This is a genomic window from Marinobacter salarius (genome assembly GCF_032922745.1).
In the GTDB taxonomy this organism is placed as follows: domain Bacteria; phylum Pseudomonadota; class Gammaproteobacteria; order Pseudomonadales; family Oleiphilaceae; genus Marinobacter.
This window is the reverse complement of record NZ_CP136693.1, coordinates 3366225-3388256: the sequence shown is the minus strand read 5'-3', so window position 1 is coordinate 3388256 and position 22032 is coordinate 3366225. Positions and strand designations below refer to the sequence as shown.

Below are 22032 nucleotides of genomic sequence, written 5' to 3'. Positions count from 1 at the left end.
ACTCTCCGATGGCGGCGTGGTGAAATTGGTAGACACGACGGATTCAAAATCCGTTGGGGTAAAACCCGTGGCGGTTCGAGTCCGCCCGCCGCTACCATTTACGATCCGCACAGTGCGGTGTAAACAGTCCATCCAATGAACGTCTCCGATTTTCACTTTGATCTACCGGATGAGCTTATCGCCCGGTATCCCCTCAAAGAGCGCAGTGCGTCCCGGTTGCTCAGTCTCGATGGGCTGTCCGGTGACACCAGGCACTTACGGTTTACCGATCTTCCAGGCCTGCTTCAGCCGGGCGACCTACTGGTCTTCAACGACACGCGAGTGATTCCCGCGCGCCTTTTTGGCCGCAAGGAAACCGGCGGTCAGGTGGAAGTGCTGGTTGAGCGTGTGCTTGGAGAGCACGACATTCTCGCTCACGTACGGGCCTCCAAAGCTTTAAAAGAAGGCCAGAAAGTGCTGCTTGAAGATGGCACACCGCTACGGATGAGCGGAAGGGATGATGCGTTGTTTCACCTGCACTGTGACAGCGACGAACCCGTTCTTGAGGTTCTTGAGCGCATCGGCCATATGCCGCTGCCTCCCTACGTGGATCGCCCGGATGAATCCTCGGACCGCGAACGCTACCAGACGGTGTACGCCCGGGAAGCGGGTGCGGTGGCGGCTCCGACCGCAGGCCTGCATTTTGATGACCGGATTCTGGCCGAGCTTGAATCGCGGGGCATTGAAACCGCGTTTGTAACCTTGCACGTGGGCGCTGGCACATTCCAGCCGGTGCGTGTGGAGGGTATTGAAGATCATGTGATGCACAGTGAAGTGGCCCATGTATCGCAAGAAACGGTAGACGCGGTGAACGCAGCCCGTGCCCGGGGAGGCCGTGTCGTAGCCGTTGGTACCACCTCTGTACGGTCCCTGGAATCCGCCAGTCGTGGTGGGGTGGTTCGACCTTTTCAGGGCGAAACCGATATCTTTATTTACCCCGGCTATCGTTTCCAGACCGTGGACGCCATGGTGACGAACTTTCACTTACCGGAGTCAACGCTGATCATGCTGGTTAGCGCATTCGCCGGTTATCAGAACGTGATGTCGGCCTATCAAGCGGCTGTCGCCGAGCGTTACCGCTTTTTCAGTTACGGTGATGCGATGTTTATCACAGCGCAGGAGCCAAGCCTGGGCGCCCTCTCTTACTGTTCAGGGAAAGGCAGCCAGAATCCGGAGAACGATGATGAGTGACCAGTGTTATATGTCCTTTGAAAAACTCGGGGAAGATGGCCGTGCACGACGCGGACGCCTGACCTTTCCCCGGGGTACGGTGGAAACCCCGGCTTTCATGCCGGTGGGCACCTACGGCACCGTCAAGGGTATGCTGCCGAGGGACATCAAGGATATCGGGGCCGAGATCATCCTTGGCAACACCTTCCACCTGATGCTGCGGCCGGGTACGGAAGTGGTGAAGGCCCATGGCGATTTGCATGACTTTACCCAGTGGCAAGGCCCGATCCTCACAGATTCCGGCGGCTTCCAGGTGTTCAGCCTAGGCGAGATGCGCAAAATCACCGAAGCGGGCGTGACGTTCCGTTCGCCAATCGATGGTTCACCGGTAGAGCTGTCACCGGAAATCGCCATGCAGGTGCAGCGCGATCTCGGGTCGGACATCGTGATGATTTTTGACGAGTGTACGCCGTACCCGGCCACTGAGAAGCAGGCGAGTGAGTCCATGGAGCTGTCCCTGCGTTGGGCTGCCCGGAGCAAACAGGCACACGCTGGTAATCCGGCCGCGCTGTTCGGCATCGTTCAGGGAGGGATGTACGAATCGCTGCGGGACCGCTCAATGAAAGGGCTGACGGAGATCGGATTCGACGGCTACGCCATAGGTGGATTGTCGGTGGGCGAGCCCAAAGAGGATATGATCCGTATCCTGGATCATCTGCCACCCAAAATGCCGGAAGACCGCCCCCGTTACCTGATGGGCGTAGGGCGGCCCGAGGATCTTGTGGAAGCAGTGCGCCGCGGCGTAGACATGTTTGACTGCGTAATGCCCACGAGAAACGCGCGCAACGGTTACCTGTTTACCTCCACCGGCATCATCAAGATCCGCAACGCCAGGCACCGGCACGATACCGCGCCGCTGGACGATCAATGCGACTGCTACACCTGCGAGAACTTTTCGAGAAGTTATCTGCATCACCTCGATAAATGTGGAGAAATGCTCGGCTCGCAACTCAATACGATCCACAATCTGCGGTACTACCAGAACGTGATGGCTGGATTGCGTGGCGCAATTGAAGCAGGTACATTGTCGGACTTTATTAGCGACTTCTATGCCCGCCGCGGTGAAACCGTGCCTCCAATGGCGCAGTGACTGCGGGATAAGCCGATTCTGAACCGCTACCTGAACTTTTCTTAAAAACGGAGATAGTCAATGAAATCAATCAAGTTACTTGTTGCTGCACTCTTTGCTGCGATGCCGGCACTGGCCATGGCACAGGATGCGGGTGCCCAGGGTATGGGAGTGATGGGGCAGGTGATCTTCTTTGCCGGCTTTATCCTGATTTTCTATTTCCTGATCTGGCGTCCCCAGTCCAAGCGTGCGAAAGAGCACAAGGCGCTGATGGCTGGCCTGAACAAAGGCGATGAAGTGGTTACCTCCGGCGGTGTGGCCGGCAAGATCACCAAGGTTTCCGATGACTTTATCGTGGTTGAAATCGCTGACAACGTTGAGATCAAGGTTCAGAAAGTTGCTGTTGCAGCGGCACTTCCGAAAGGAACTCTGAAGGACATCTGATCGACCGGTTTTCGACTCAGGTCTGAATTTGCCAAGCTGAAACATCACAGCCGGCCGACTGGCCGACTTAAAGGGACCCCATGCTGAACAAGTATCCGCTCTGGAAAAACCTGGTTATCGTGATCGCGCTGGTGATCGGGTTCGTCTATGCCTTGCCTAACGTCTTTCCTGACGACTTTGCCGTACAGATCACCGGTGCCCGGAGCAGTACCGAAGTCGATCAGCGGATTCTCGACAGGGCTGTTGATGCACTCGAAGCCAAGGGGATCCAGGTCAAGGAATCCGAGTTGCAGGAGCGCGACGCCCTGATTCGCCTGAACGACGCCGAATCCCAGCTGAGGGCTCGGCCGGTGGTGCAGGAGGCGCTTGGAAGGGATTATCTGGTAGCCCTGAATATGGCGCCGTCAACACCGGGATGGCTGGAAAGCCTGGGTGCGGGCCCGATGAAGCTCGGCCTCGACCTGCGGGGTGGTGTTCACTTCCTGTTGGAAGTGGATATGGAAACCGCCGTCGACCAGCGCCTCGAAGCCATGTCTGGTCAGATCAAGCGCGAATTGCGTGAAGAGCGTGTGCGCTACCGCGGTGGCGATGTGGAAGGCAACCGTTCCATTGTTCTGAGCTTCCGCGACGAAAGTTCCCGCAGCGAAGCATTTGACCTGATTCGTGACCAGTACAACCAGTTCCTGCTCGATGAGCAGACAGAGGAAGGTGAGTACCTGCTGGTGCTGTCCATGTCGGAAGCCGAAGTGAAGTCCATACAGGACTACGCACTGGAGCAGAACCTGACCACCATCCGTAACCGGGTCAACGAACTTGGCGTGGCGGAGCCTCTGGTGCAGCGCCAGGGTGCGGACCGCATCATTGTGGAATTGCCTGGTGTGCAGGATACCGCTGCGGCAAAGCGTGTACTGGGTGCTACGGCCAATCTGGAGTTCCGTCTTGAGGCCCGCCAGGATGCGTCATCAGCTGATATCGAGACGTTCCCGTTCCGTGACAACCCTAACCGTGAAGCCCGTCTTGAGCGGGAAGTGATCGTCACCGGTGACAATGTCTCTAACGCACAGCAGGCCTTCGACGAGAACGGCCAGCCACAGGTCAACATCACCATGGACTCGGTGGGCGGCGATCTGATGAACCGTGCAACCCGCAACGCCATTGGGCGTCGCATGGCGGTCCTGTTTATCGAATACCGGACAGAGACGGAAGAAGTGGTTGTGGATGGTGAAACCCGCACGGTCGACAACCGCGTTGTCGAGAAGGGCATCATCAGCCTGGCGACGATCCAGTCAGCGCTGGGAAGCAGTTTCCGGATTACCGGGCTGGATTCCATCCCGGAAGCGGCGGAGTTGGCATTGCTGCTGCGAGCCGGTTCGTTGGCTGCGCCAATGTACTTTGTTCAAGAGCGGACGATTGGTCCCAGCCTTGGGCAGAAGAACATTGATGCCGGCATGATGTCGGTCCTGCTCGGCTTTGTGTTGGTTCTCTGCTACATGGTGGTGTACTACCGTGGCTTTGGTGTGATCGCCAACATTGCGTTGACGCTTAACCTGATGCTGCTGATCGCCTGCATGTCGATTCTCTCAGCAACCCTGACGCTGCCGGGTATTGCCGGTATCGTGCTGACGGTGGGTATGGCGGTTGACGCCAACGTGCTTATCTTCGAGCGTATAAAGGAAGAGTTGAAATCGGGCATACCGCCACAGTCGGCGATAAACTCCGGTTATTCCCGGGCCTTCGTTTCGATTTTTGATGCCAATATCACCACCCTGTTGGTGGCGGTGATCCTGTTCGCCATGGGGTCCGGCCCGGTGAAAGGGTTCGCGGTGACACTGTCGATCGGTATTCTTACGTCGATGTTCTCCGGGCTGATGGTCAGTCGCAGCATCGTAAATCTTGTATACGGCGGTCGACAGGTTGAAAAGCTGTCGATTGGGGGGAAACTGGCCAATGTCTGAAGTTGAGAAGAAACCTATCGATTTTATGGGCTTTCGGAAGATTGCTTCCGTTGTGTCCATTGCGCTGGTTGTCGTTTCCATTGCGTTGCTGGCAGTGCGCGGCCTGAACCTCGGGCTGGATTTTACCGGTGGTACCTCCGTGGAGTTGGAATACCAACAGGCTCCCGCTTTGGACAATGTCCGCCAGACGTTGGAAGGCGCGGGATATGAGCAGTTTGTGGTCCAGAACTTCGGTTCGGATACCACGGTGTTGGTGCGAATGGCAGAGTCCGAGAACGACAAGTTGGCCGCTGAAGTCACGGCCGCGCTGTCGGCTGGAGGTAATCAGCTTGAACTGGTGAGCTCCGAGTTTGTCGGCTCGCAGGTTGGCGACGAGCTCAAAGAAGACAGTGGCCTGGGGATGCTCATCGCGCTGGCGGTGGTGCTGATCTACGTTGGCATGCGATTCCAATTCAAGTTCGGCATTGCCTCTGTTGTGCCACTGGCCCACGACGTCATCATCGTTCTGGGTGTGTTCGCGCTGTTCCAGTGGACGTTCGACCTCAGCGTTCTGGCGGCGCTGCTTGCGGTTATCGGTTATTCCCTCAACGATACCATCGTGGTGGCGGACCGGATTCGCGAGAACTTCCGCAAGATGCGTGAAGGGGGCTCCGAGCACATCATCAACGAGTCCATTCACCAGACCATCAGCCGGACCATTAACACGTCTGGTACGACGTTGGTGGTGCTGTTCGCCCTGTATTTCCTGGGCGGTGAAGCTATCAATAACTTCGCGCTTGCCCTGATTATTGGCGTGGTGGTGGGTACTTACTCGTTTATCTACGTATCCGCTAACCTGCTGGTCGCCCTCGGTGTTGCCAGAGAAGACCTGGTCGTTCCACCGAAGGAAGGTCTTGCAGGGCAGGAAGAGGAAGAAGAGCAGCCGCCCGAGTGGTTGAACCGGATGTAAACCGGTCAACCACAAAAAAGCCGCAATCCCGTTTGGTGTTGCGGCTTTTTTGTGCCCGGTCGTTGACTGTAACCCCTAGCGAGGAAGCCGGCCCCGGAACGGGTGAAGTGTTTTCAGCACTTCCCGGAACAGCTTGGGGTTCGCCACGATCAACTGCTTTGCCTTCTCTGTTGAAGGGTTGCCGGAGAAGTCGCCGGTCAGAGCGCCGGACTCCAGTGCCAGCGTGACGCCGATGGCCAGGTCAGCCGGCTCCGGACGGAAAATGACAGCGGCGTCGAGGTGACCGGAAGCCACCCGGGCGATATCAAGGGCCACGCAACCAGCGGTTCGGAACATGCTGCTGTCACGTGCCAGTAGGGATGCCATCTCGCCCCACATCAGGGGGTCGTCAGAAGAGCGGGTCTGGTCGAGAAGGTTGCTGACCACGGCTGCTCGGTCTGCATGCTTGACGTCGCTGGTACGCACCCGCCGACTGTTGAGTGCGGCACCGTGGCCGCGGCTGGCAGAGTATTCCTCACCGGTGACCGGATTGATCAGCAGCAGGTTCTCGGTGCGGTTGTTCTTCTTTTGCAGCAACGCAACGGCGAAGTCAGGAATGCCGCGCAGAAAATTCTCACGCCCGAGCACAGGGAAAATGTGCCAGCTCTTGTCGTTGCCGTCGGCGTCCGCTTCATTCAACGGAGCGATGGCGTGGTCCTTGTAGGCTTTATCAAGCTGTTCGGAAAAGTTGTCGTAAATGGACTGTTCGACCCGCTCCAGTTGCTTGCGGCGGTCTTCGCTGTCGCCGTTGGGTTCCTGGCGTTCGAAGTGTGCTTTCAGATAGTCGGACCCCTGACGCGCGACGCGCAGGGCCATTTTGATTGCTGGTTGCATCTGAGTGTTCATTATCCGGGTGTGTGAAGGCCGCATAGCATATCAAAAACTGACCCACCTTGTATGTTTTTCCGCTCCGCAATGTCACGGATGGCGCTGTATCAGGGCATATCCGGAGAGGCGGGGAAGGGGGCGGATCTGCTATCATGCGCGCTTTCCCGTTTTTACAGAGATTCTACCGCCATGCACAAGCCCGCAAAGCCCCTGGAGGGCCCTGACACCTACAACGACCAGATCCGGATTGTCCTGGTTGAGACGTCCCACTCTGGAAACATCGGTGCGGTCGCCAGGGCCATGAAAAACATGGGGCTCGGAAATTTGTGGCTGGTGAATCCTGTGTCTTTTCCCGATGAGGCCTCCTACGCCCGCGCAGCGGGCGCCTCCGATATACTCGACAAAGCCACGGTTGTGTCTACTCTGGATGACGCCATTGCCGACTGTGTTTGCGTCATGGGAACCAGCGCCCGGGGGCGAAAGGTCCCGTGGCCGGTCATTGCTCCACCAGGCGCGGCGGCCAAGGCTTCCCAGCAGTCGGAAGCGGGGCAGGTGGCATTGGTCTTCGGACGTGAGAACCATGGGCTGAGCAATGAGGAGTTGCAGCGCTGTCATTTCCACATTCATATTCCCTCAAATCCGGATTACAGCTCCCTGAATCTGGCCATGGCGGTTCAGGTAATGTGCTATGAATTGCGTATGCATTATCTGAAAGGACTTGAAGGTGGCGACGGCAGCCCATATCTCAGGCCTATGATGGCGCCTGGGGATGAAGGTTGGGATGTGCCGCCCGCGCCCGTCCGCGATGTTGAGGGTTTTTTCAGTCATCTTGAACAGGTGCTTGTGGATGTCGACTTTCACCGCCGGGACAATCCCCGTCAGTTGATGACGCGGCTGCGGCGGCTGTTCCAGCGTGCCGGGCTGGATCAGATGGAGATCAATATTCTTCGGGGAATACTGACTGCCGTACAGAAATCGGCTGGTGCTGCGGATACCGCAAAAAATACGTCAAAGGCTGGTTCAACGGCCGGTGAACAGGAATAGGGTTATGTTTGAACGTCTAAGGGAAGATGTGAACAGCGTGTTTCATCGTGATCCCGCCGCTCGCAATACTTTCGAAGTGCTGACCAATTACCCGGGTTTGCACGCGCTCCTGTGCCACCGGTTCTCCCATTGGCTTTGGGGTCTTGGCCTGAAGTGGATTGCACGAACGTTTTCTTCGATCGCCCGTTGGCTGACTGGCATCGAAATTCATCCAGGTGCCACGATCGGGCGGCGTTTCTTTATCGATCACGGCATGGGTGTTGTCATTGGTGAGACCACGGTGATCGGTGACGACGTCACGCTTTATCAGGGCGTTACCCTGGGAGGGACCAGTTGGAACAAGGGTAAGCGCCATCCGACGCTGGGTGACGGTGTTGTGGTGGGTGCCGGTGCCAAGATCCTCGGGCCGTTTACGGTGGGCGAGGGCGCCAAGATTGGCTCCAACTCCGTGGTGACCAAAGAGGTTCCGCCTGGCGCGACGGTTGTCGGTATTCCTGGTCGGGTTGTGGTGAAGCGCAAAGGGGAAGATGACGCCCGGCGCAAGGAAATGGAAGAACGCATGGGCTTCGATGCCTATGGTGTGACCGAGGAAATGCCGGACCCGGTAGCCCGGGCCATGCGCAGCCTGCTGGATCATATGCATGCTGTGGATGACCGCATTGAGAATATGTGCAAAGCGCTTCGCAAGGTGAACAGTGAATACCAGAACGGCGAGTTGCCGCCGCTGCAGGAGGAGGATTTTGACTGCGTGCGGGACGACGAGCCGTCGCAACGGTGAATACTTGACTGTTTTGGTAGGTCAATTCATACTCGGCGTTGTTAAAGCCGAATCAATCCCTGACCGGGGCTGACGTTATGAGACTGACCACCAAAGGCCGCTATGCGGTGACGGCAATGCTGGATCTCGCCCTTCATGGGGATCAGGGGCCGGTGAGTCTGGCTGACATATCTGCCCGGCAGGAGATTTCCCTCTCGTATCTCGAGCAGTTATTTTCCCGCCTTCGCCGTCACAAACTGGTGACGAGTATCCGGGGCCCTGGCGGTGGTTATCGCCTGAGCCGTGAGGCAGACTCCGTCTTTATTGCGGAAGTTGTCGACGCGGTCAGCGAATCCCTGGATACCACCCGTTGCGGCAACAAGGGTGATTGCCAGAATGGCGAGAAATGCCTGACCCACCACCTGTGGTCTGATCTCAGTGATCAGATTCATCAGTTCCTCAGTGATATCAGTCTTGGGGACCTGATGCGCAAACGGGAGATTCAGGTGGTTGCCGATCGGCAGAACAGGCGCCATTCAGACGGCGACTCACAGACGATTAACACCGAGCGCCTTACGGATCAGGCGCCGGCCTGAACGACTATCCTGAAACTTCTATGAAAAAGCCCGTCTATCTGGATTATGCGGCCACCACGCCCGTAGACCCTGTCGTTGCCGAAGAAATGGTCAAATACCTGACACCTGATGGTGTGTTTGGCAACCCTGCCTCACGCTCCCATGGCTTTGGCTGGCAGGCCGAAGCTGCCGTTGAAGGTGCCCGCCGGCAGGTGGCAAGCCTGATACATGCAGACCCACGTGAGATTGTGTGGACGTCCGGCGCTACCGAGTCCGACAACCTCGCCATCAAGGGTGCTGTTACAGGCAAGAACAATCCGCACATTGTGACATCGATGATTGAACACAAGGCGGTGCTTGATACCTGCAAGTGGCTTGAAGGGCAGGGTGTTGAGGTGACCTGGCTCAAACCGGGCGCGGACGGGCGGGTGTCCTGTCAACAGGTTGAAGATGCGCTCCGGGACAATACCGCTTTGGTCAGCCTGATGATGGTCAACAATGAACTGGGTAGCCAAACGGATATCGCCGCCATCGGTACCATGCTTCGCGAACGCGGTGTGCTGTTTCATGTGGACGCGGCGCAGGCGGCTGGCAAGACCGAGGTGGATGTGGGAGCTATGCCAGTGGATCTGTTGTCCTTGTCGGGGCACAAGGTATACGGGCCCAAGGGTATTGGCGCCCTCTATGTGCGGCGTTCTCCGGACGTGCGAATTGAATCGCAGATTCATGGCGGTGGTCATGAGCGGGGCATGCGTTCCGGCACACTGCCTACGCACCAAATCGTCGGCATGGGCAAAGCCTTTGATCTGGCCGGCGAAAAACTCGAGCAGGAGAAGGCGCGGCTGGAATCCCTGCGGAAGCGGTTCATGTCGGGCCTTGAAGGTCTTGAGGGCGTGACGCTTAACGGCAGTGCCGAACATCGGGTGCCGGGTATCATCAACCTCTCGTTTGCCGGGGTCGATGCGGAATCCCTGATGCTGGGATTGCGTGAATTGGCGGTTTCGTCTGGTTCGGCCTGTTCTTCGGCCACTATTGAGCCTTCGTTTGTACTCAAGGGCATTGGGCTGGATGATGAGCAGGCGCATCGAGCTCTCCGGTTTTCCTTTGGACGCTTTTCGACGGAAGAGGAGGCAGACTTCGCAGCGGCGCAAATCGTTGACGTTGTTACCCGTCTCCGTTCAGTGCGGTAGGCAGTTGCCTCCGGACTGCGTATAATCCCAACCCTGAAATTTTTCTGAACCTGAATGGAGATAGATCATGTCAAATGAGCGCACGCTCTCGATTATCAAGCCCGATGCAGTCGCAAAAAATGTGATCGGCGAAATCTACACACGCTTCGAAAAAGCGGACCTGACCATCGTCGCTGCGAAAATGATGCACCTGACCCAGGAGCAGGCAGAAGGGTTCTACGCCGAGCACAAGGAGCGCCCGTTTTTTAATGATCTGGTTGCGTTCATGACCTCCGGCCCTGTGGTTGTTCAGGTTCTGGAAGGCAATGGTGCTATCCTGAAGAATCGTGACCTGATGGGAGCAACCAACCCCAAGGAAGCGGAAGCAGGCACCATTCGTGCCGACTTTGCATCTTCAATTGATGCAAACGCTGTTCATGGTTCAGATTCCGCCGCGTCAGCTGAGCGCGAAATTGCGTATTTCTTTAATGACAGTGAGATCTGCCCGCGCGGCTGATCAGGCTGTATCGGGCCGGACATACGTCCGGCCCGTATTGGTTATTTGATTGAGGTTATGAAATGACAGCTGTTGCTGAGAAAACCAACCTTCTGGGAATGCCCAAGGCCAAAATGGAGGCCTTTTTTGAGTCCCTGGGGGAGAAGCGTTTCCGCGCAACACAGGTGCTGCAATGGATTCACCAGCGCGGGGCCGATGACTTCGATCAAATGACCAATATGAGTCGGGTGCTGCGGGAAAAGCTGAAGGCCGTTGCGGAAATTCGTGGGCCGGAGGTGGTGTACGACGAGTCCTCCAAAGACGGTACCCGCAAATGGGTCATGCGCATGGACAACGGCAACAGTGTTGAAACCGTGCTCATACCTGACGGCGAGCGCGGCACGCTGTGCGTATCGTCGCAGATTGGCTGCAGCCTCGATTGCACGTTTTGTTCGACGGGCAAGCGTGGATTTAACCGCAATCTTACTGCTGCCGAAATCATCGGGCAGGTCTGGGTTGCGCGTAAGGCGTTCATGCCATTTGAACCCGGCCCGGACCGCCCGATTACCAATGTGGTAATGATGGGGATGGGTGAACCGTTGCTGAACTTCGACAACGTTGTCGATGCCATGAACCTGATGATGGAGGACCTGGCGTACGGCATTTCCAAGCGACGTGTCACCGTCAGCACCTCTGGGGTGGTTCCGGCACTGGACAAATTGGGTGAAGTTACCGATGTTTCACTGGCCATTTCGCTCCATGCGCCCAATGATGAGTTGCGTAACCAGTTGGTGCCGTTGAATAAAAAGTACCCTATTGCGGAGTTGCTGGCAGCGACGCGTCGTTATCTTGCACGCCTGCCTGACAAGCGGAAGGCAACCATTGAGTACACGGTGATTGAAGGCGTTAATGATCAGCCTGAGCACGCCAGGGAACTCGCCGTTGTTCTTCGCGGCCTGCCGTGCAAGATTAACCTGATCCCGTTCAATCCGTTTCCCGAGAGCGATTTTCGCCGTCCCAGTAACAACGCGACCCGCCGTTTCCAGGCAGTCCTGAACGAGGCCGGCTTTATCGCCACGGTGAGAACGACTCGCGGTGACGATATCGACGCAGCCTGTGGTCAGCTGGTAGGGATGGTGGAAGACCGCACCAAGCGTAGTCAGCGTTATATCCAGGTGCAGCAGGTCAGTCCGTAAACCCGGTGCCGATATGCACCTTGCAATTCAAGAGGAATTACCGACTGTGACATTTATTCCAGTGAAGAGGATGCGAGCCGCGCTTGTCGTGGTATTGCTGGCGATGTTTGTCGCAGGGTGTGTGACCAATACCGATAGCCGCTTTGCTCGTGAGGCAGACCGCGACAAGGCTGTCAGGAATTATGTCCAGTTGGGAACCGCCTACATCGGCCAAGATAATCTGGAAAGAGCCCGACACCACCTTGAAAGGGCGCTTGAGTTGGCCCCTGATGACCCCGGGGCGTTGGCGGCCATGGGGCTGATCTATAACGCCGAGGGTGAGCCGGAACTGGCTGAGAGATCGTTCAGGGAATCGCTCGACAGTGATCAGGGCTATACCCGTGGGCGCGTTTATTACGGGGCTTTCCTGTACGGCGCGGGTCGGTTTGAGGATTCCCGCGAACAGTTCCTTGCGGCATCCAGGGACACGTCCTACAACGACAGGGCGTCCGTGTTCTTCAACCTCGGATTGACGGAAGAAAGGATTGGCAACCTTGAGGGTGCTACTACGGCGTATCGGCGCGCTGTTGAATTATCCCGTGGTGATGCAAAGTCGCTGCTTGCGCTGTCACGGACGCTGGTCGAATCTGGGGAGCATCAGGCCGCCTCTCGTCACTACAGCCGCCTGATGACGCTGATGCAACGGAATCAGAATCTCCGCCATTCTCCGGAAAGCCTCTACACAGGTATTCGCATCGCCCGGCATTTGGGCGACAGGAACCGGGAATCGAGCCTCGGACTTCTGCTGAAAAACAATTTTCCAAACTCTGTCGAATACCAACAATACAGGGTGATGACATCCAATGGACAGTGATGACGCACAACAACCGTCGGGCCTGAGTGAGCCTACGGGTCAATTGCTCAAGCGTGCGCGTGAGCAGAAGGGGCTCAGTATTTCCGCCGTGGCCGATGCCCAGCATCTTCGCCCGGCCGTGATACAGGCGATAGAAGACGGGCATTATGAACAGATCGACAGTGAACTGTTCCTCAAAGGCTATGTCAGAACCTACGCGCGGCAGGTTGACCTTGATCCAGATGCGGTGATCGCGACGCTGGATGAGGAACTGGAGCCACTGCGACAGCGAAAAGAGCAGGCAGAAGAAGCCAATCCGCTGATTGATATCGAACGTCGCAGACGTCGGAAACGCCGCGTTGCGAAATTGCTGCTTCTCCTGTTGGTCATAGCAGTAATTGCCTTTCTCGCATTGCGCTTTATGGGCGAATTGGACGGTATAACAGGCGACACGACGGAACCGGCTGTGTCCTCGGAAACGGCTGCTCCCGCGCAGCCTGAACCGTCCGAAGAGACGGTGTCGGTGGACGACACTGTCGATACCGAGTTAGCCGAGCCTGGAACCGAGGAAGAGGCCGATAGGCTATCCGCGCCGGTTGATGAAGCGTCGATCGTTGAGGACAATAGCGAGTTGGCAGAGCTGCCTGAGGACCCTCAGGTTAATGAGCAGGTCTCTGGCTCTCCGGCCCCGACGGTAGAAGACGATTCCGCTCCGGCTGCGCAACCTGCTGTCGATGAGATTGATGAGAGCCAGGTTCCGGTGGTGACCAGTGAGCCGGAGCCAGCGTTTCAGGAGAGCGCCCAGCCAACGGCTGCCGTCGGCAGCGCTCGCCTGGAAATGACATTCAGCGATGAGTGCTGGGTTCAGGTAACCGATTCGGCGGGCAATCGCCTGGTGGGATCCCTGCAACGGGATGGTGACAGGATTAATGTATCAGGCAGGCTGCCCATCGACGTTGTTGTCGGCGCAGTCGATGCCATCGAATCTATAAGATTTGATGGCCAACCGATTGACCTTTCCGGTTATCGGGTCGTCAACAACCGAGCAGAATTCTCGCTGGATATCTGAACGTTTCGAACCCTCTTTTGCGGTTAGCAGGCTATATGAATCACGAATCTCCGATCAAAAGACGCAAATCACGCCAGATAATGGTAGGCGATGTTCCTGTGGGTGGCGATGCGCCTATTGCTGTCCAGAGCATGACCAACACCAACACCTGTGACGTGGATGCAACCGTTGGCCAGATCCGCGCCCTGCAGGAGGCTGGAGCGGACATTGTGCGGGTATCCGTGCCTACAATGGATGCTGCGGAAGCGTTCGGCAAGATTCGCTCAATGGTGTCAGTACCATTGGTGGCTGACATCCATTTCGATCACCGAATTGCTCTGCGGGTGGCGGAACTGGGTGTTGATTGTCTTCGTATCAACCCGGGTAATATCGGTCGGGATGACCGTGTCAGCGCCGTGATCAGCGCCGCGCGGGATGGCAATATCCCGATTCGTATTGGCGTCAACGCAGGCTCGCTGGAAAAGGCACTGCAACGTAAGTACGGGGAACCGACACCCGAGGCTCTGGTTGAGTCGGCCATGCGCCATATCGACATTCTCGACCGTCATGATTTTCAGGACTTCAAGGTGAGCCTGAAGGCCTCAGAGGTCTTCATGACGGTGGCGGCATATCGTCAGATTGCTGCACAGATAGAACAACCCCTGCATTTGGGCATTACCGAGGCTGGTGGCTTTCGCTCCGGGACAGTGAAGTCCTCTGTTGGCCTGGGCATGCTGCTGATGGACGGCATTGGGGATACCATCAGAGTATCGCTCGCGGCAGACCCGGTGCAGGAGATCAAGGTCGGCTACGATATTCTCAAAAGCTTGCGCCTGCGCAGCCGGGGTATCAACTTCGTCGCGTGCCCAAGCTGCTCACGCCAGAATTTCGATGTCATCCAGACCATGAATGACCTTGAGGCTCGTCTGGAAGATGTCAACGAGTCCCTGGATGTTGCCATCATTGGCTGTATTGTAAACGGGCCGGGCGAGGCCAAGGTTGCTGACCTGGGCTTGACCGGCGGTAGCCCCAAGAACCTGTTCTACGCGTCGGGCAAGCCCAATCAGAAGCTCGACAATGCCAACCTGACCGACGACCTGGAACGGCTGATCCGTGAGGAAGTGGCGCGTCGCAAGGAAAAGGAAGAAGCGATCATTACCCGCTCGGCCGACTGAGAGCAGATCGTCAAATCACCGACACAGATAAGGTAGTAACTTGGCTAAGATCCAGGCAATCCGCGGGATGAACGATATCCTGCCAGAGCAGACGCCGGTGTGGCAGTTTGTGGAAGACACGGTCAGGAAAGTGCTTTCCCAGTACGGTTATCAGGAAATTCGCATGCCGGTGGTTGAGCAGACGGACCTGTTCAAGCGCTCTATTGGCGAAGTGACAGATATCGTTGAGAAAGAGATGTACACCTTTGAGGATCGCAACGGTGACAGCCTGACCCTGCGCCCCGAAGGTACGGCCGGCTGCGTGCGTGCCGCCGAAGAACACGGTCTGCTTTTTAATCAGACCCGCCGGCTTTGGTACACCGGCCCCATGTTTCGTCATGAGCGCCCCCAAAAAGGCCGTTACCGTCAGTTCCACCAGATCGGCGTGGAATGTTTTGGCATGACCGGCCCGGATATTGATGCTGAGCTCCTCGTGTTGACGGCCAGGCTCTGGCGCGCGCTAGGACTGAGTGAACACACCCGCCTGGAAATCAATTCCATAGGTACGTCTGCTGCCCGTCGGGAATACCGCGAGGCGCTGGTCGCGTACCTCTCGGATTACCGGGAGCAGTTGGACGAAGACAGCCAACGGCGTCTTGGCTCGAACCCGCTACGCATTCTGGACAGCAAGAACCCGGATACCCAGAGACTTCTGGTGGACGCGCCTCGTCTGGATGATTACCTCGACGACGAGTCTCGGGATCATTTTCGGCAACTGCGCTCGTTGCTGGACGCGGCTGGCATTGAGTATACGGTGAATCCAAAGCTGGTTCGCGGGCTCGACTATTATGGCAAAACTGTATTCGAGTGGATTACCGACAGCCTGGGTGCCCAGGGGACGATATGCGCCGGTGGTCGCTATGATGGGCTGGTGGAGCAATTGGGAGGCAAGCCCACGGTTGCGGTCGGTTTCGCCATGGGGCTCGAACGACTGATCCTGCTGCTGGAAACGCTTAACCTTGTGCCAGACAGTGCCAATGGCAATGTCGATGTGTATGTTGCGGCTATGGGTGAATCCACCGTGGCACCCGCGTTGGCGCTGGGTGAATCCCTTCGCAACGCTTTGCCGGGCGTAACGGTTATGGGGCACTGTGGCGGCGGCAGTTTCAAGAGTCAGATGAAAAAGGCTGATCGCAGTGGCGCCCGTTACGCGGTCATTCTGGGTGAGAATGAGGTTGCCAACGGGACGGTCGGCCTTAAGCCGTTACGGTCAGACGAGGGGCAACTAGACGTTGCTCAGGGTGATCTGGCCGCGACGCTTGAAGAATTGCTTGGCCGCTGATGGCGCGCCGACGAGTTACAGCATAATAATCATCTATTGCAGGAGTCATCATGGCTGAAATGCGTACTGAGGAAGAAACGGTCCAGGCAATCAAGGACTGGTGGAAGAAGAATGGCAGCTCGCTCCTGATTGGCGTCGGTGCGGCGCTGGCGATTGTTTTCGGGTGGCAGGCCTGGCAGAACCATCAAATGCAGCAGCGTACGGAAGCGGCTTCCCAGTTTGCCGAGCTGATCAATGCCTATAGCGATGAGACAGATGAAAATCGCGCAGATACCGTTGCCTACGTGGCCGAGAACCTGCGAGAAGAATACAGCGACAGCGCCTTCGCTGTTTATGGCATGTTGATGCTTGCTCGCCAACAGGTTATGGACCAGGGCGATCCGGAAGGGGCGATCGAGTCCCTGACCTGGGCGCAGGAAAAAGCCGGCGAAAGCGGAGCGTTGGCAATGGTTATTCGCAACCGCCTGGCCCGCGCCCAGTTCGCGGCGGAGCAGTACGAAGAGGCTTTGGCAACCATTGAGGGTACGGACAATACCGGCAGTTTCGGCGCTATTTTTACCGAGCTTAAAGGCGATATCCTGCTAGCCCAGGGTAATCGTGAGGGGGCTCGTGAAGCGTATCTGGCGGCCCGTGAAATGAACCAGCAGGGTCGTAGCGGCATTCTTGAGCTCAAGCTATCCGACCTTGGTGTTGAGGAGGGAGCCTGATGCCCTGGTTGGTTAACGGGCATACCAGACTCTTTTCGCTTGCGGGTATGCTGACACTGGCTGTCCTTGCAGGATGTAGTACCAGCGACACCTTTGAGCAACCTGCACCGGTTCCGGAGATTTCATCCAGTGTCGGGCTTGAGCCTGTCTGGAGTATGGGTGTTGGGGACGGGCATGATGACAACTTCCTGTACCTCGCCCCTCTGAACACCGGAGACCGTTTGTATGCGGCATCAGCCGATGGCGAGGTTTATGCCGTCGGCTCCGAAAACGGCGAGGTATTCTGGTTCCGGGATCTTGACGAGGAAATCAGTGCCGGCGTTGGTGGCGATCAGGGAAACCTGTACCTGGTCACCCGTGATGCTGAGCTGATGGCCCTGTCGCGCGAAGATGGTTCTGCGCTTTGGCGGCAGCCATTGCCCAACGAAGTGTTGGCATCCCCCCAGTCCAACGGGCGCCTGGTGGTGACACAGACCATTGATGGCAAGGTGCTGGCGTTTGATACCGCCTCCGGGGAGCAGGCATGGCAATACGACAGTGATGTCCCGGTCCTGTCAATACGTGCAGCGGCGTCGCCGCTTGTCGGGGCAGACCTTGTGCTGGCTTCACTGGCCAACGGCAAGCTCATGGCGATCTCCACTGAGACCGGCCAGCCCGTTTGGCAGTATGAAGTCGGCCAGCCGCAGGGCCGTACCGAGCTTGAACGGCTTGTTGATGTGGCCGGTGAGCCGCTGATTCTGGAGAGCGCAGCGATGATTGTGGGCTATCAGGGCAAGCTTGCGCTGGTTGACCTGCAAACCGGACAGGAAATCTGGAGTCGTCCCGCCTCCAGCCTGCAGTCACCAATGATCGGCAACGGTAATATTTTTGTCGCGGGTGCCAACGGCGATATCACGGCCTACCGCGGTTCCGACCGTCGCGAGCTGTGGGTTCAGGACCGGTTATCCTGGCGGCAGCCAACGCAGCCGGTTGTCTATGAGGATTACCTGTTGATAGGTGATTTCGAGGGCTACATTCATATGTTGTCGTTGGAAGACGGCAGCCTGGTGGGTCAGCTTGAATTTGACGACGAGGGCCTGCGGGTGCCTTTCCAGCGCCTGCAGAACGGTAACCTTCTTGTGTATGGCAATAGCGGTAAACTGTCGGTATTGAAACTCCGGACGCTCGACTGAGTGCTCCTTTCCGGCCCTATCGCTGTGAAGCGCGGGCCCTGTTTAATGTGTAGCGAAAGACTATGACCCCTGTAATTGCTCTTGTCGGGCGCCCCAACGTGGGCAAATCGACACTGTTTAATCAAATGACGCGGTCCCGGGATGCGCTTGTAGCGGATTTCCCCGGCTTAACCCGTGATCGTAAATACGGTGAGGGCAATTACGAAGGGCAGCGCTTTATCGTGATTGATACCGGTGGCCTGACCGGGGACGAAAAAGGCCTGGACGCCGAAATGGCGCGCCAGTCCATGCAGGCTGTCGAGGAAGCAGACATTGTCCTGTTTCTGGTAGATGGCAAGGCGGGACTCAATGGTGGCGATGAATTGATCGCGGCCCATCTGCGCAAGACTGGCAAGCGGGCACACCTGGTGGTCAATAAAACCGATGGCCAGGACCCCGATATTGCCGCTTCCGATTTCTACGGTCTGGGCTTCGAGTCCACCTATCTGATAGCAGCTTCCCATAACCGTGGCATTCGCTCCATGCTGGAAGAGTTGCTGCCGTCCGAGGAAGAGCGTGAAGCGCAAGATCGTGCTGATCGCTATCCAGGCATACGCATTGGCATTGTCGGGCGGCCGAACGTGGGCAAGTCCACACTGGTTAATCGTATGCTCGGGGAAGACCGGGTGATTGTCTATGACATGCCCGGTACCACCCGAGACAGCGTTTATATCCCGTTCGAACGCATGGATAACCAGTACACGCTGATCGATACAGCGGGTGTGCGCCGTCGCAAAAACGTCAGTGAAGTGGTAGAGAAGTTTTCCATCATTAAAACCCTTCAGGCCATTGACGATGCCCATGTGGTCATCCTGGTTATCGACGCCAGGGAAGGGCTGGTGGATCAGGACCTGCATCTGATTGGTTTTGTTCTGGATGCCGGCCGTTCCCTGGTGATTGCGGTCAACAAATGGGATGGCATGGACCCGGACGACCGCGCCAAGGTAAAGGAGCAGGTCCAGCGCCGCCTGGACTTTCTTGACTATGCCGACAAGCATTACATTTCAGCCCTTCACGGTTCCGGTGTGGGCGTAATGTACGATTCGGTTCATGACTGCTATGAGTCAGCGATGGCCAAGTGGCCCACCAATCGTCTGACGGCCATCCTCCAGGACGCTACCGCACAACACCAGCCGCCACTGGTACAGGGGCGCCGAATCAAACTGCGATACGCCCACCAGGGTGGGTCCAACCCTCCAGTGATTGTGGTGCATGGCAATCAGACTGACGCGTTGCCAGGGGCTTACAAACGCTATCTGGAGAATACCTTCCGTAAAGTGCTGAAGGTCAATGGTTCTCCCATTCGCTTCGAGTTCCGTTCCAGTGAAAACCCGTTCGCTAATAAGGTTAGCCGGCTTACGCCGCGTCAGAAGGTCAAACAGGACAATGACCTGAAGAAAGGGCGGCCGGTACGGAAGAAAGCGCGAATGAAGAGCAAGAAACGCTGAAACGATCCGACCGTCGGGGCAGCGCCAGGCAGTCGGTGCTGCATCAAAGGGCGCGATGGTTGGTCTTTAGCCACTCCTGAAACTCGTTTTCGGGCATCGGCCTGCTGTAGAAATAGCCTTGTGAATAGTCACAGCCTTCCTGTTGCAGGAAGTGTGTCTGGGCTTCTTCTTCCACGCCTTCTGCAATTACACTCAAGCCAAGACTGTGGGCCATGTTGATGATGGCCTTCACCAGCGAGGCGTCCTCCCGCTCCTTCATCACGTCCTGGACAAAGGATTTGTCGATTTTCAGGGTATCGAAAGGGTAGCTCTTGAGGTAGCTGAGCGCCGAATAGCCGGTACCGAAGTCATCAACTGACAGGCGAATGCCGGATTGATCGAGTTGCCGCAGGATATCGGCGGTTTCTATGGTGTTATCAAGGATCAGTCGCTCAGTGATTTCCAGTTCCAGTTGCTGGGGGGGCAAACCGCTGGCTTTGAGAGCATTCATGACGGTGTCGACAAAGCCCGGATCCCTGAATTGCCTGGGAGATACGTTGACTGAAATGCCGATGTCCGTACCAGTGGACTCTTTCCAGCGTATGGCCGCCAGGCAGGCTTCCCGTAACACCCATTCACCAATCGGCGTTATCAGGCCGGTTTCTTCCGCCAGGGGTATAAACCGGTCGGGCATGACCATACCCATACCGGGGTTATTCCAGCGCAGCAGGGCTTCGGCAGAGCACAGTTGTCCGGACTCAGTGCGAACAATGGGCTGGTAGTAGAGCTCAAACTCTTTTTGCTCCAGGGCCCGGCGCATCAGCGATTCCATCTGCAGCCGTTCATGGGAGACTTCCGTCATTTCCGGAGCAAAGAGAGCATAGGCACTTTTACCCTTGTGTTTGGCCTGGTACATGGCGGCATCGGCGTGCTGAAGCAGGGTGCCGCTGTTATCGGAGTCGTTCGGGAAAACGGAGATACCGATACTGGTGGTTACGAACACTTCCTGGCCATTCAGCAGGTAAGGAGGGGCAAAGGTCTTGAGGATACGCTCTGCGACCTGTGACGTCGCCTCGGGGCCCGTCAGGCCGGGCAATATTACCAGAAACTCATCACCACCAAGCCTGGCGACGGTGCTGGTACCCCGAAGGCAGCTGGAAATCCGTCGTGCGGCCTCTATCAGGAGGTTATCGCCGGCGTCGTGCCCAAGGGTATCGTTGATGTGCTTGAAGTTGTCCAGGTCGAGAAACATCACGCCAACCAGGGAGCTTTCGCGTCTTGCCTGGGCCAGGGCCAGTTTCAGGCGATCCAGGGCGAGCATCCGGTTGGGAAGCCCGGTCAGGATGTCGTAGTTAGCCTGTCTGAGCAGTTGTTGCTCGTAGCGCTTGCGGATACTGATATCTTCGCCAAGAATCAGGTAGCCGGTGGCTTCGCCCTTGGAATTCTTGATGGGGGTTACGATCAGTTGTTCCCAGAAGCGCTCACCGTTCTTGCGAACGCTGTTGATTTCCCCCTGCCAGACCCCCACGCGTTGGACCTGAAGTCGGATGGATTGCCACAGTTGGCGGTTTTCTCGATGGGCCTGCGCATCCTCGGATAGCACGCCCGGGTGTTTTCCGGCGATGGTGGCAGCGTCGTAGCCGGTGAGCTGGCTGAATTTCTGGTTGGCGTATTCGATACGCCACTGGCGATCACAAATCAGCACCGATGACGGGCTTTGCTCAATCGCCTTGGAGAATTTTCGGATTTCCTGGGCATCGCGCTCCTGTCGCTCGAGGTCATCGTTGAGACGTTCCCGCATCTGGTTGATGGCAACGGTGACCTGGGCCAGTTCGTCATTTCGATTCAGTTGGGTATCCGGTCGGTCCAGTTCAAGCGGGTCTGACAGGTTGTTGAGTGAGAAATTGCGGGCGTAGTTGGCCATGGTGGTCAGGTGCCGCGCAATGAAGTGCTGGAAAATCCAGATGATCAGGATCGAAACGAAAAAGGTCTTCAGGAACTGGGTGGTCAGCACCACTACGACTTTTTGGCGCATGTCCGAGAACACCCGCTTCAGATCGGCGGTGATGGTCAACTGACCCAAACTGAACATTTCATCACCCTGGTGGGTGAGCTTGAACGTATGGCTGATTGTCTGGGCGTTGCGAGGGATTTCGCCCATGACCAGTTCGGAATCCGGTTCAATTTTGAGGCGTAGGTGAACGATGTCTGGCAGGCTGAGTATGCCTTCGAGCTGGGTCTGTAGGAGTTTCTGATCCAGCGCCCATAGGCTGCGGGCCAGACTGGAGGTATAGCCGGTTTCGACAACCATCATGCGCCTGTCGATCTGCGACAGGTCCTTCCGGTAATCCGAGTATATCTGGATAGCTGAAGAGATGAGCGTGAACAACGAGCTGAACAACAGGATGTATGCGAGCAGCCTGAAGGACAGGGGAGACCCGGTTCGAAATCGTTGCAGGCGAGTCAACAGTTTTTGCATGTCCTATACTTCGGCCACCCTGGCAGGTTTCAATGAGCATGG

20 protein-coding genes and 1 tRNA gene are annotated in these 22032 nt (G+C 56.9%); 19 read left to right on the top strand and 2 right to left on the bottom strand.

What is annotated here, in order from left to right; genetic code table 11:
• Positions 1-10 precede the first annotated feature (10 nt).
• The 6 genes from R1T46_RS15640 (at position 11) to secF (ending at position 5686) form a co-directional block, all read left to right on the top strand.
• Positions 11-97 (top strand) — tRNA-Leu (locus R1T46_RS15640).
• A gap of 38 nt (positions 98-135) precedes the next feature.
• Positions 136-1230 carry a tRNA preQ1(34) S-adenosylmethionine ribosyltransferase-isomerase QueA gene (gene queA / locus R1T46_RS15635; protein ID WP_075196854.1) on the top strand — a complete coding sequence of 365 codons (1095 nt, stop codon included), beginning with the start codon at positions 136-138 and terminating at the stop codon, positions 1228-1230.
• Positions 1231-1240: 10 nt separating this feature from the next.
• Entirely contained in the window at positions 1241-2359 is a 1119-nt protein-coding gene (gene tgt / locus R1T46_RS15630) for a tRNA guanosine(34) transglycosylase Tgt (RefSeq protein ID WP_227664228.1), read from the top strand.
• A 60-nt stretch (positions 2360-2419) separates the two neighbouring features.
• The gene (yajC, locus tag R1T46_RS15625) at positions 2420-2782 is read left to right on the top strand and encodes a preprotein translocase subunit YajC (protein WP_036208174.1); all 363 of its coding nucleotides are present in this window, start codon (positions 2420-2422) and stop codon (positions 2780-2782) included.
• 80 nt (positions 2783-2862) lie between these two features.
• Entirely contained in the window at positions 2863-4737 is a 1875-nt protein-coding gene (secD, locus tag R1T46_RS15620) for a protein translocase subunit SecD (RefSeq protein WP_085680861.1), read from the top strand.
• Complete coding sequence (gene secF, locus R1T46_RS15615; protein WP_317306079.1) at positions 4730-5686, top strand: protein translocase subunit SecF; 957 nt, start codon at positions 4730-4732, stop codon at positions 5684-5686. Before secD ends, secF begins: the two co-directional genes overlap by 8 nt.
• Before the next feature lie 75 nt (positions 5687-5761).
• On the opposite strand, the gene R1T46_RS15610 is transcribed toward secF, so the two are convergent.
• Complete coding sequence (locus R1T46_RS15610) at positions 5762-6559, bottom strand: inositol monophosphatase family protein (protein ID WP_036208165.1); 798 nt, start codon at positions 6557-6559, stop codon at positions 5762-5764.
• A gap of 183 nt (positions 6560-6742) precedes the next feature.
• Between R1T46_RS15610 and trmJ the strand changes: the two genes are divergently transcribed.
• The 13 genes from trmJ to der all read left to right on the top strand — a co-directional run bounded on the left by trmJ (position 6743) and on the right by der (position 19532).
• A complete protein-coding gene (gene trmJ / locus R1T46_RS15605) occupies positions 6743-7597 on the top strand; it encodes a tRNA (cytosine(32)/uridine(32)-2'-O)-methyltransferase TrmJ (protein ID WP_317306077.1) in 855 nt (284 codons plus the stop codon).
• Between the two features lie 4 nt (positions 7598-7601).
• A complete protein-coding gene (cysE, locus tag R1T46_RS15600; RefSeq protein WP_041333191.1) occupies positions 7602-8375 on the top strand; it encodes a serine O-acetyltransferase in 774 nt (257 codons plus the stop codon).
• A 77-nt stretch (positions 8376-8452) separates the two neighbouring features.
• Positions 8453-8950 carry a Fe-S cluster assembly transcriptional regulator IscR gene (gene iscR, locus R1T46_RS15595; protein ID WP_036208160.1) on the top strand — a complete coding sequence of 166 codons (498 nt, stop codon included), beginning with the start codon at positions 8453-8455 and terminating at the stop codon, positions 8948-8950.
• A 20-nt stretch (positions 8951-8970) separates the two neighbouring features.
• Positions 8971-10119, top strand: coding sequence for an IscS subfamily cysteine desulfurase (locus R1T46_RS15590; RefSeq protein WP_151982028.1), 1149 nt, complete (start codon positions 8971-8973; stop codon positions 10117-10119).
• Between the two features lie 67 nt (positions 10120-10186).
• Positions 10187-10615, top strand: coding sequence for a nucleoside-diphosphate kinase (gene ndk, locus R1T46_RS15585; RefSeq protein WP_007152369.1), 429 nt, complete (start codon positions 10187-10189; stop codon positions 10613-10615).
• A 62-nt stretch (positions 10616-10677) separates the two neighbouring features.
• Positions 10678-11790, top strand: coding sequence for a 23S rRNA (adenine(2503)-C(2))-methyltransferase RlmN (gene rlmN, locus R1T46_RS15580; protein WP_036208154.1), 1113 nt, complete (start codon positions 10678-10680; stop codon positions 11788-11790).
• Between the two features lie 70 nt (positions 11791-11860).
• Positions 11861-12643: a type IV pilus biogenesis/stability protein PilW gene (gene pilW / locus R1T46_RS15575; RefSeq protein ID WP_317308321.1), complete on the top strand. Its 783-nt coding sequence runs from the start codon at positions 11861-11863 to the stop codon at positions 12641-12643.
• On the top strand, positions 12633-13691 hold the full coding sequence (locus tag R1T46_RS15570; RefSeq protein ID WP_317306073.1) for a RodZ domain-containing protein: 1059 nt from the start codon (positions 12633-12635) through the stop codon (positions 13689-13691). Before pilW ends, R1T46_RS15570 begins: the two co-directional genes overlap by 11 nt.
• A gap of 35 nt (positions 13692-13726) precedes the next feature.
• Positions 13727-14845, top strand: coding sequence for a flavodoxin-dependent (E)-4-hydroxy-3-methylbut-2-enyl-diphosphate synthase (gene ispG, locus R1T46_RS15565; RefSeq protein ID WP_036208144.1), 1119 nt, complete (start codon positions 13727-13729; stop codon positions 14843-14845).
• 40 nt (positions 14846-14885) lie between these two features.
• Entirely contained in the window at positions 14886-16166 is a 1281-nt protein-coding gene (gene hisS, locus R1T46_RS15560) for a histidine--tRNA ligase (RefSeq protein WP_082040513.1), read from the top strand.
• Positions 16167-16216: 50 nt separating this feature from the next.
• Positions 16217-16873, top strand: a complete 657-nt coding sequence (locus R1T46_RS15555; RefSeq protein ID WP_036208138.1) for a YfgM family protein — start codon at positions 16217-16219, stop codon at positions 16871-16873.
• The gene (bamB, locus tag R1T46_RS15550; protein WP_036208135.1) at positions 16873-18045 is read left to right on the top strand and encodes an outer membrane protein assembly factor BamB; all 1173 of its coding nucleotides are present in this window, start codon (positions 16873-16875) and stop codon (positions 18043-18045) included. The genes R1T46_RS15555 and bamB overlap by 1 nt, the downstream gene beginning before the upstream one ends.
• A 62-nt stretch (positions 18046-18107) precedes the next feature.
• A complete protein-coding gene (der, locus tag R1T46_RS15545; protein ID WP_292050360.1) occupies positions 18108-19532 on the top strand; it encodes a ribosome biogenesis GTPase Der in 1425 nt (474 codons plus the stop codon).
• A 43-nt stretch (positions 19533-19575) separates the two neighbouring features.
• Here der and R1T46_RS15540 read toward each other — a convergent pair whose 3' ends face one another.
• Positions 19576-21990 (bottom strand): EAL domain-containing protein, encoded by a 2415-nt coding sequence (locus R1T46_RS15540; RefSeq protein WP_036208121.1) that lies wholly within the window; start codon positions 21988-21990, stop codon positions 19576-19578.
• Positions 21991-22032: the final 42 nt, after the last annotated feature.

Bases quoted from the DNA above. Each gene is read 5' to 3' on its own strand.
- queA (WP_075196854.1), top strand. From the start codon at position 136: ATGAACGTCTCCGATTTTCACTTTGATCTACCGGATGAGCTTATCGCC.
- tgt (WP_227664228.1), top strand. From the start codon at position 1,241: ATGTCCTTTGAAAAACTCGGGGAAGATGGCCGTGCACGACGCGGACGC.
- yajC (WP_036208174.1), top strand. From the start codon at position 2,420: ATGAAATCAATCAAGTTACTTGTTGCTGCACTCTTTGCTGCGATGCCG.
- secD (WP_085680861.1), top strand. From the start codon at position 2,863: ATGCTGAACAAGTATCCGCTCTGGAAAAACCTGGTTATCGTGATCGCG.
- secF (WP_317306079.1), top strand. From the start codon at position 4,730: ATGTCTGAAGTTGAGAAGAAACCTATCGATTTTATGGGCTTTCGGAAG.
- R1T46_RS15610 (WP_036208165.1), bottom strand. From the start codon at position 6,559: ATGCAACCAGCAATCAAAATGGCCCTGCGCGTCGCGCGTCAGGGGTCC.
- trmJ (WP_317306077.1), top strand. From the start codon at position 6,743: ATGCACAAGCCCGCAAAGCCCCTGGAGGGCCCTGACACCTACAACGAC.
- cysE (WP_041333191.1), top strand. From the start codon at position 7,602: ATGTTTGAACGTCTAAGGGAAGATGTGAACAGCGTGTTTCATCGTGAT.
- iscR (WP_036208160.1), top strand. From the start codon at position 8,453: ATGAGACTGACCACCAAAGGCCGCTATGCGGTGACGGCAATGCTGGAT.
- R1T46_RS15590 (WP_151982028.1), top strand. From the start codon at position 8,971: ATGAAAAAGCCCGTCTATCTGGATTATGCGGCCACCACGCCCGTAGAC.
- ndk (WP_007152369.1), top strand. From the start codon at position 10,187: ATGTCAAATGAGCGCACGCTCTCGATTATCAAGCCCGATGCAGTCGCA.
- rlmN (WP_036208154.1), top strand. From the start codon at position 10,678: ATGACAGCTGTTGCTGAGAAAACCAACCTTCTGGGAATGCCCAAGGCC.
- pilW (WP_317308321.1), top strand. From the start codon at position 11,861: ATGCGAGCCGCGCTTGTCGTGGTATTGCTGGCGATGTTTGTCGCAGGG.
- R1T46_RS15570 (WP_317306073.1), top strand. From the start codon at position 12,633: ATGGACAGTGATGACGCACAACAACCGTCGGGCCTGAGTGAGCCTACG.
- ispG (WP_036208144.1), top strand. From the start codon at position 13,727: ATGAATCACGAATCTCCGATCAAAAGACGCAAATCACGCCAGATAATG.
- R1T46_RS15555 (WP_036208138.1), top strand. From the start codon at position 16,217: ATGGCTGAAATGCGTACTGAGGAAGAAACGGTCCAGGCAATCAAGGAC.
- bamB (WP_036208135.1), top strand. From the start codon at position 16,873: ATGCCCTGGTTGGTTAACGGGCATACCAGACTCTTTTCGCTTGCGGGT.
- der (WP_292050360.1), top strand. From the start codon at position 18,108: ATGACCCCTGTAATTGCTCTTGTCGGGCGCCCCAACGTGGGCAAATCG.
- R1T46_RS15540 (WP_036208121.1), bottom strand. From the start codon at position 21,990: ATGCAAAAACTGTTGACTCGCCTGCAACGATTTCGAACCGGGTCTCCC.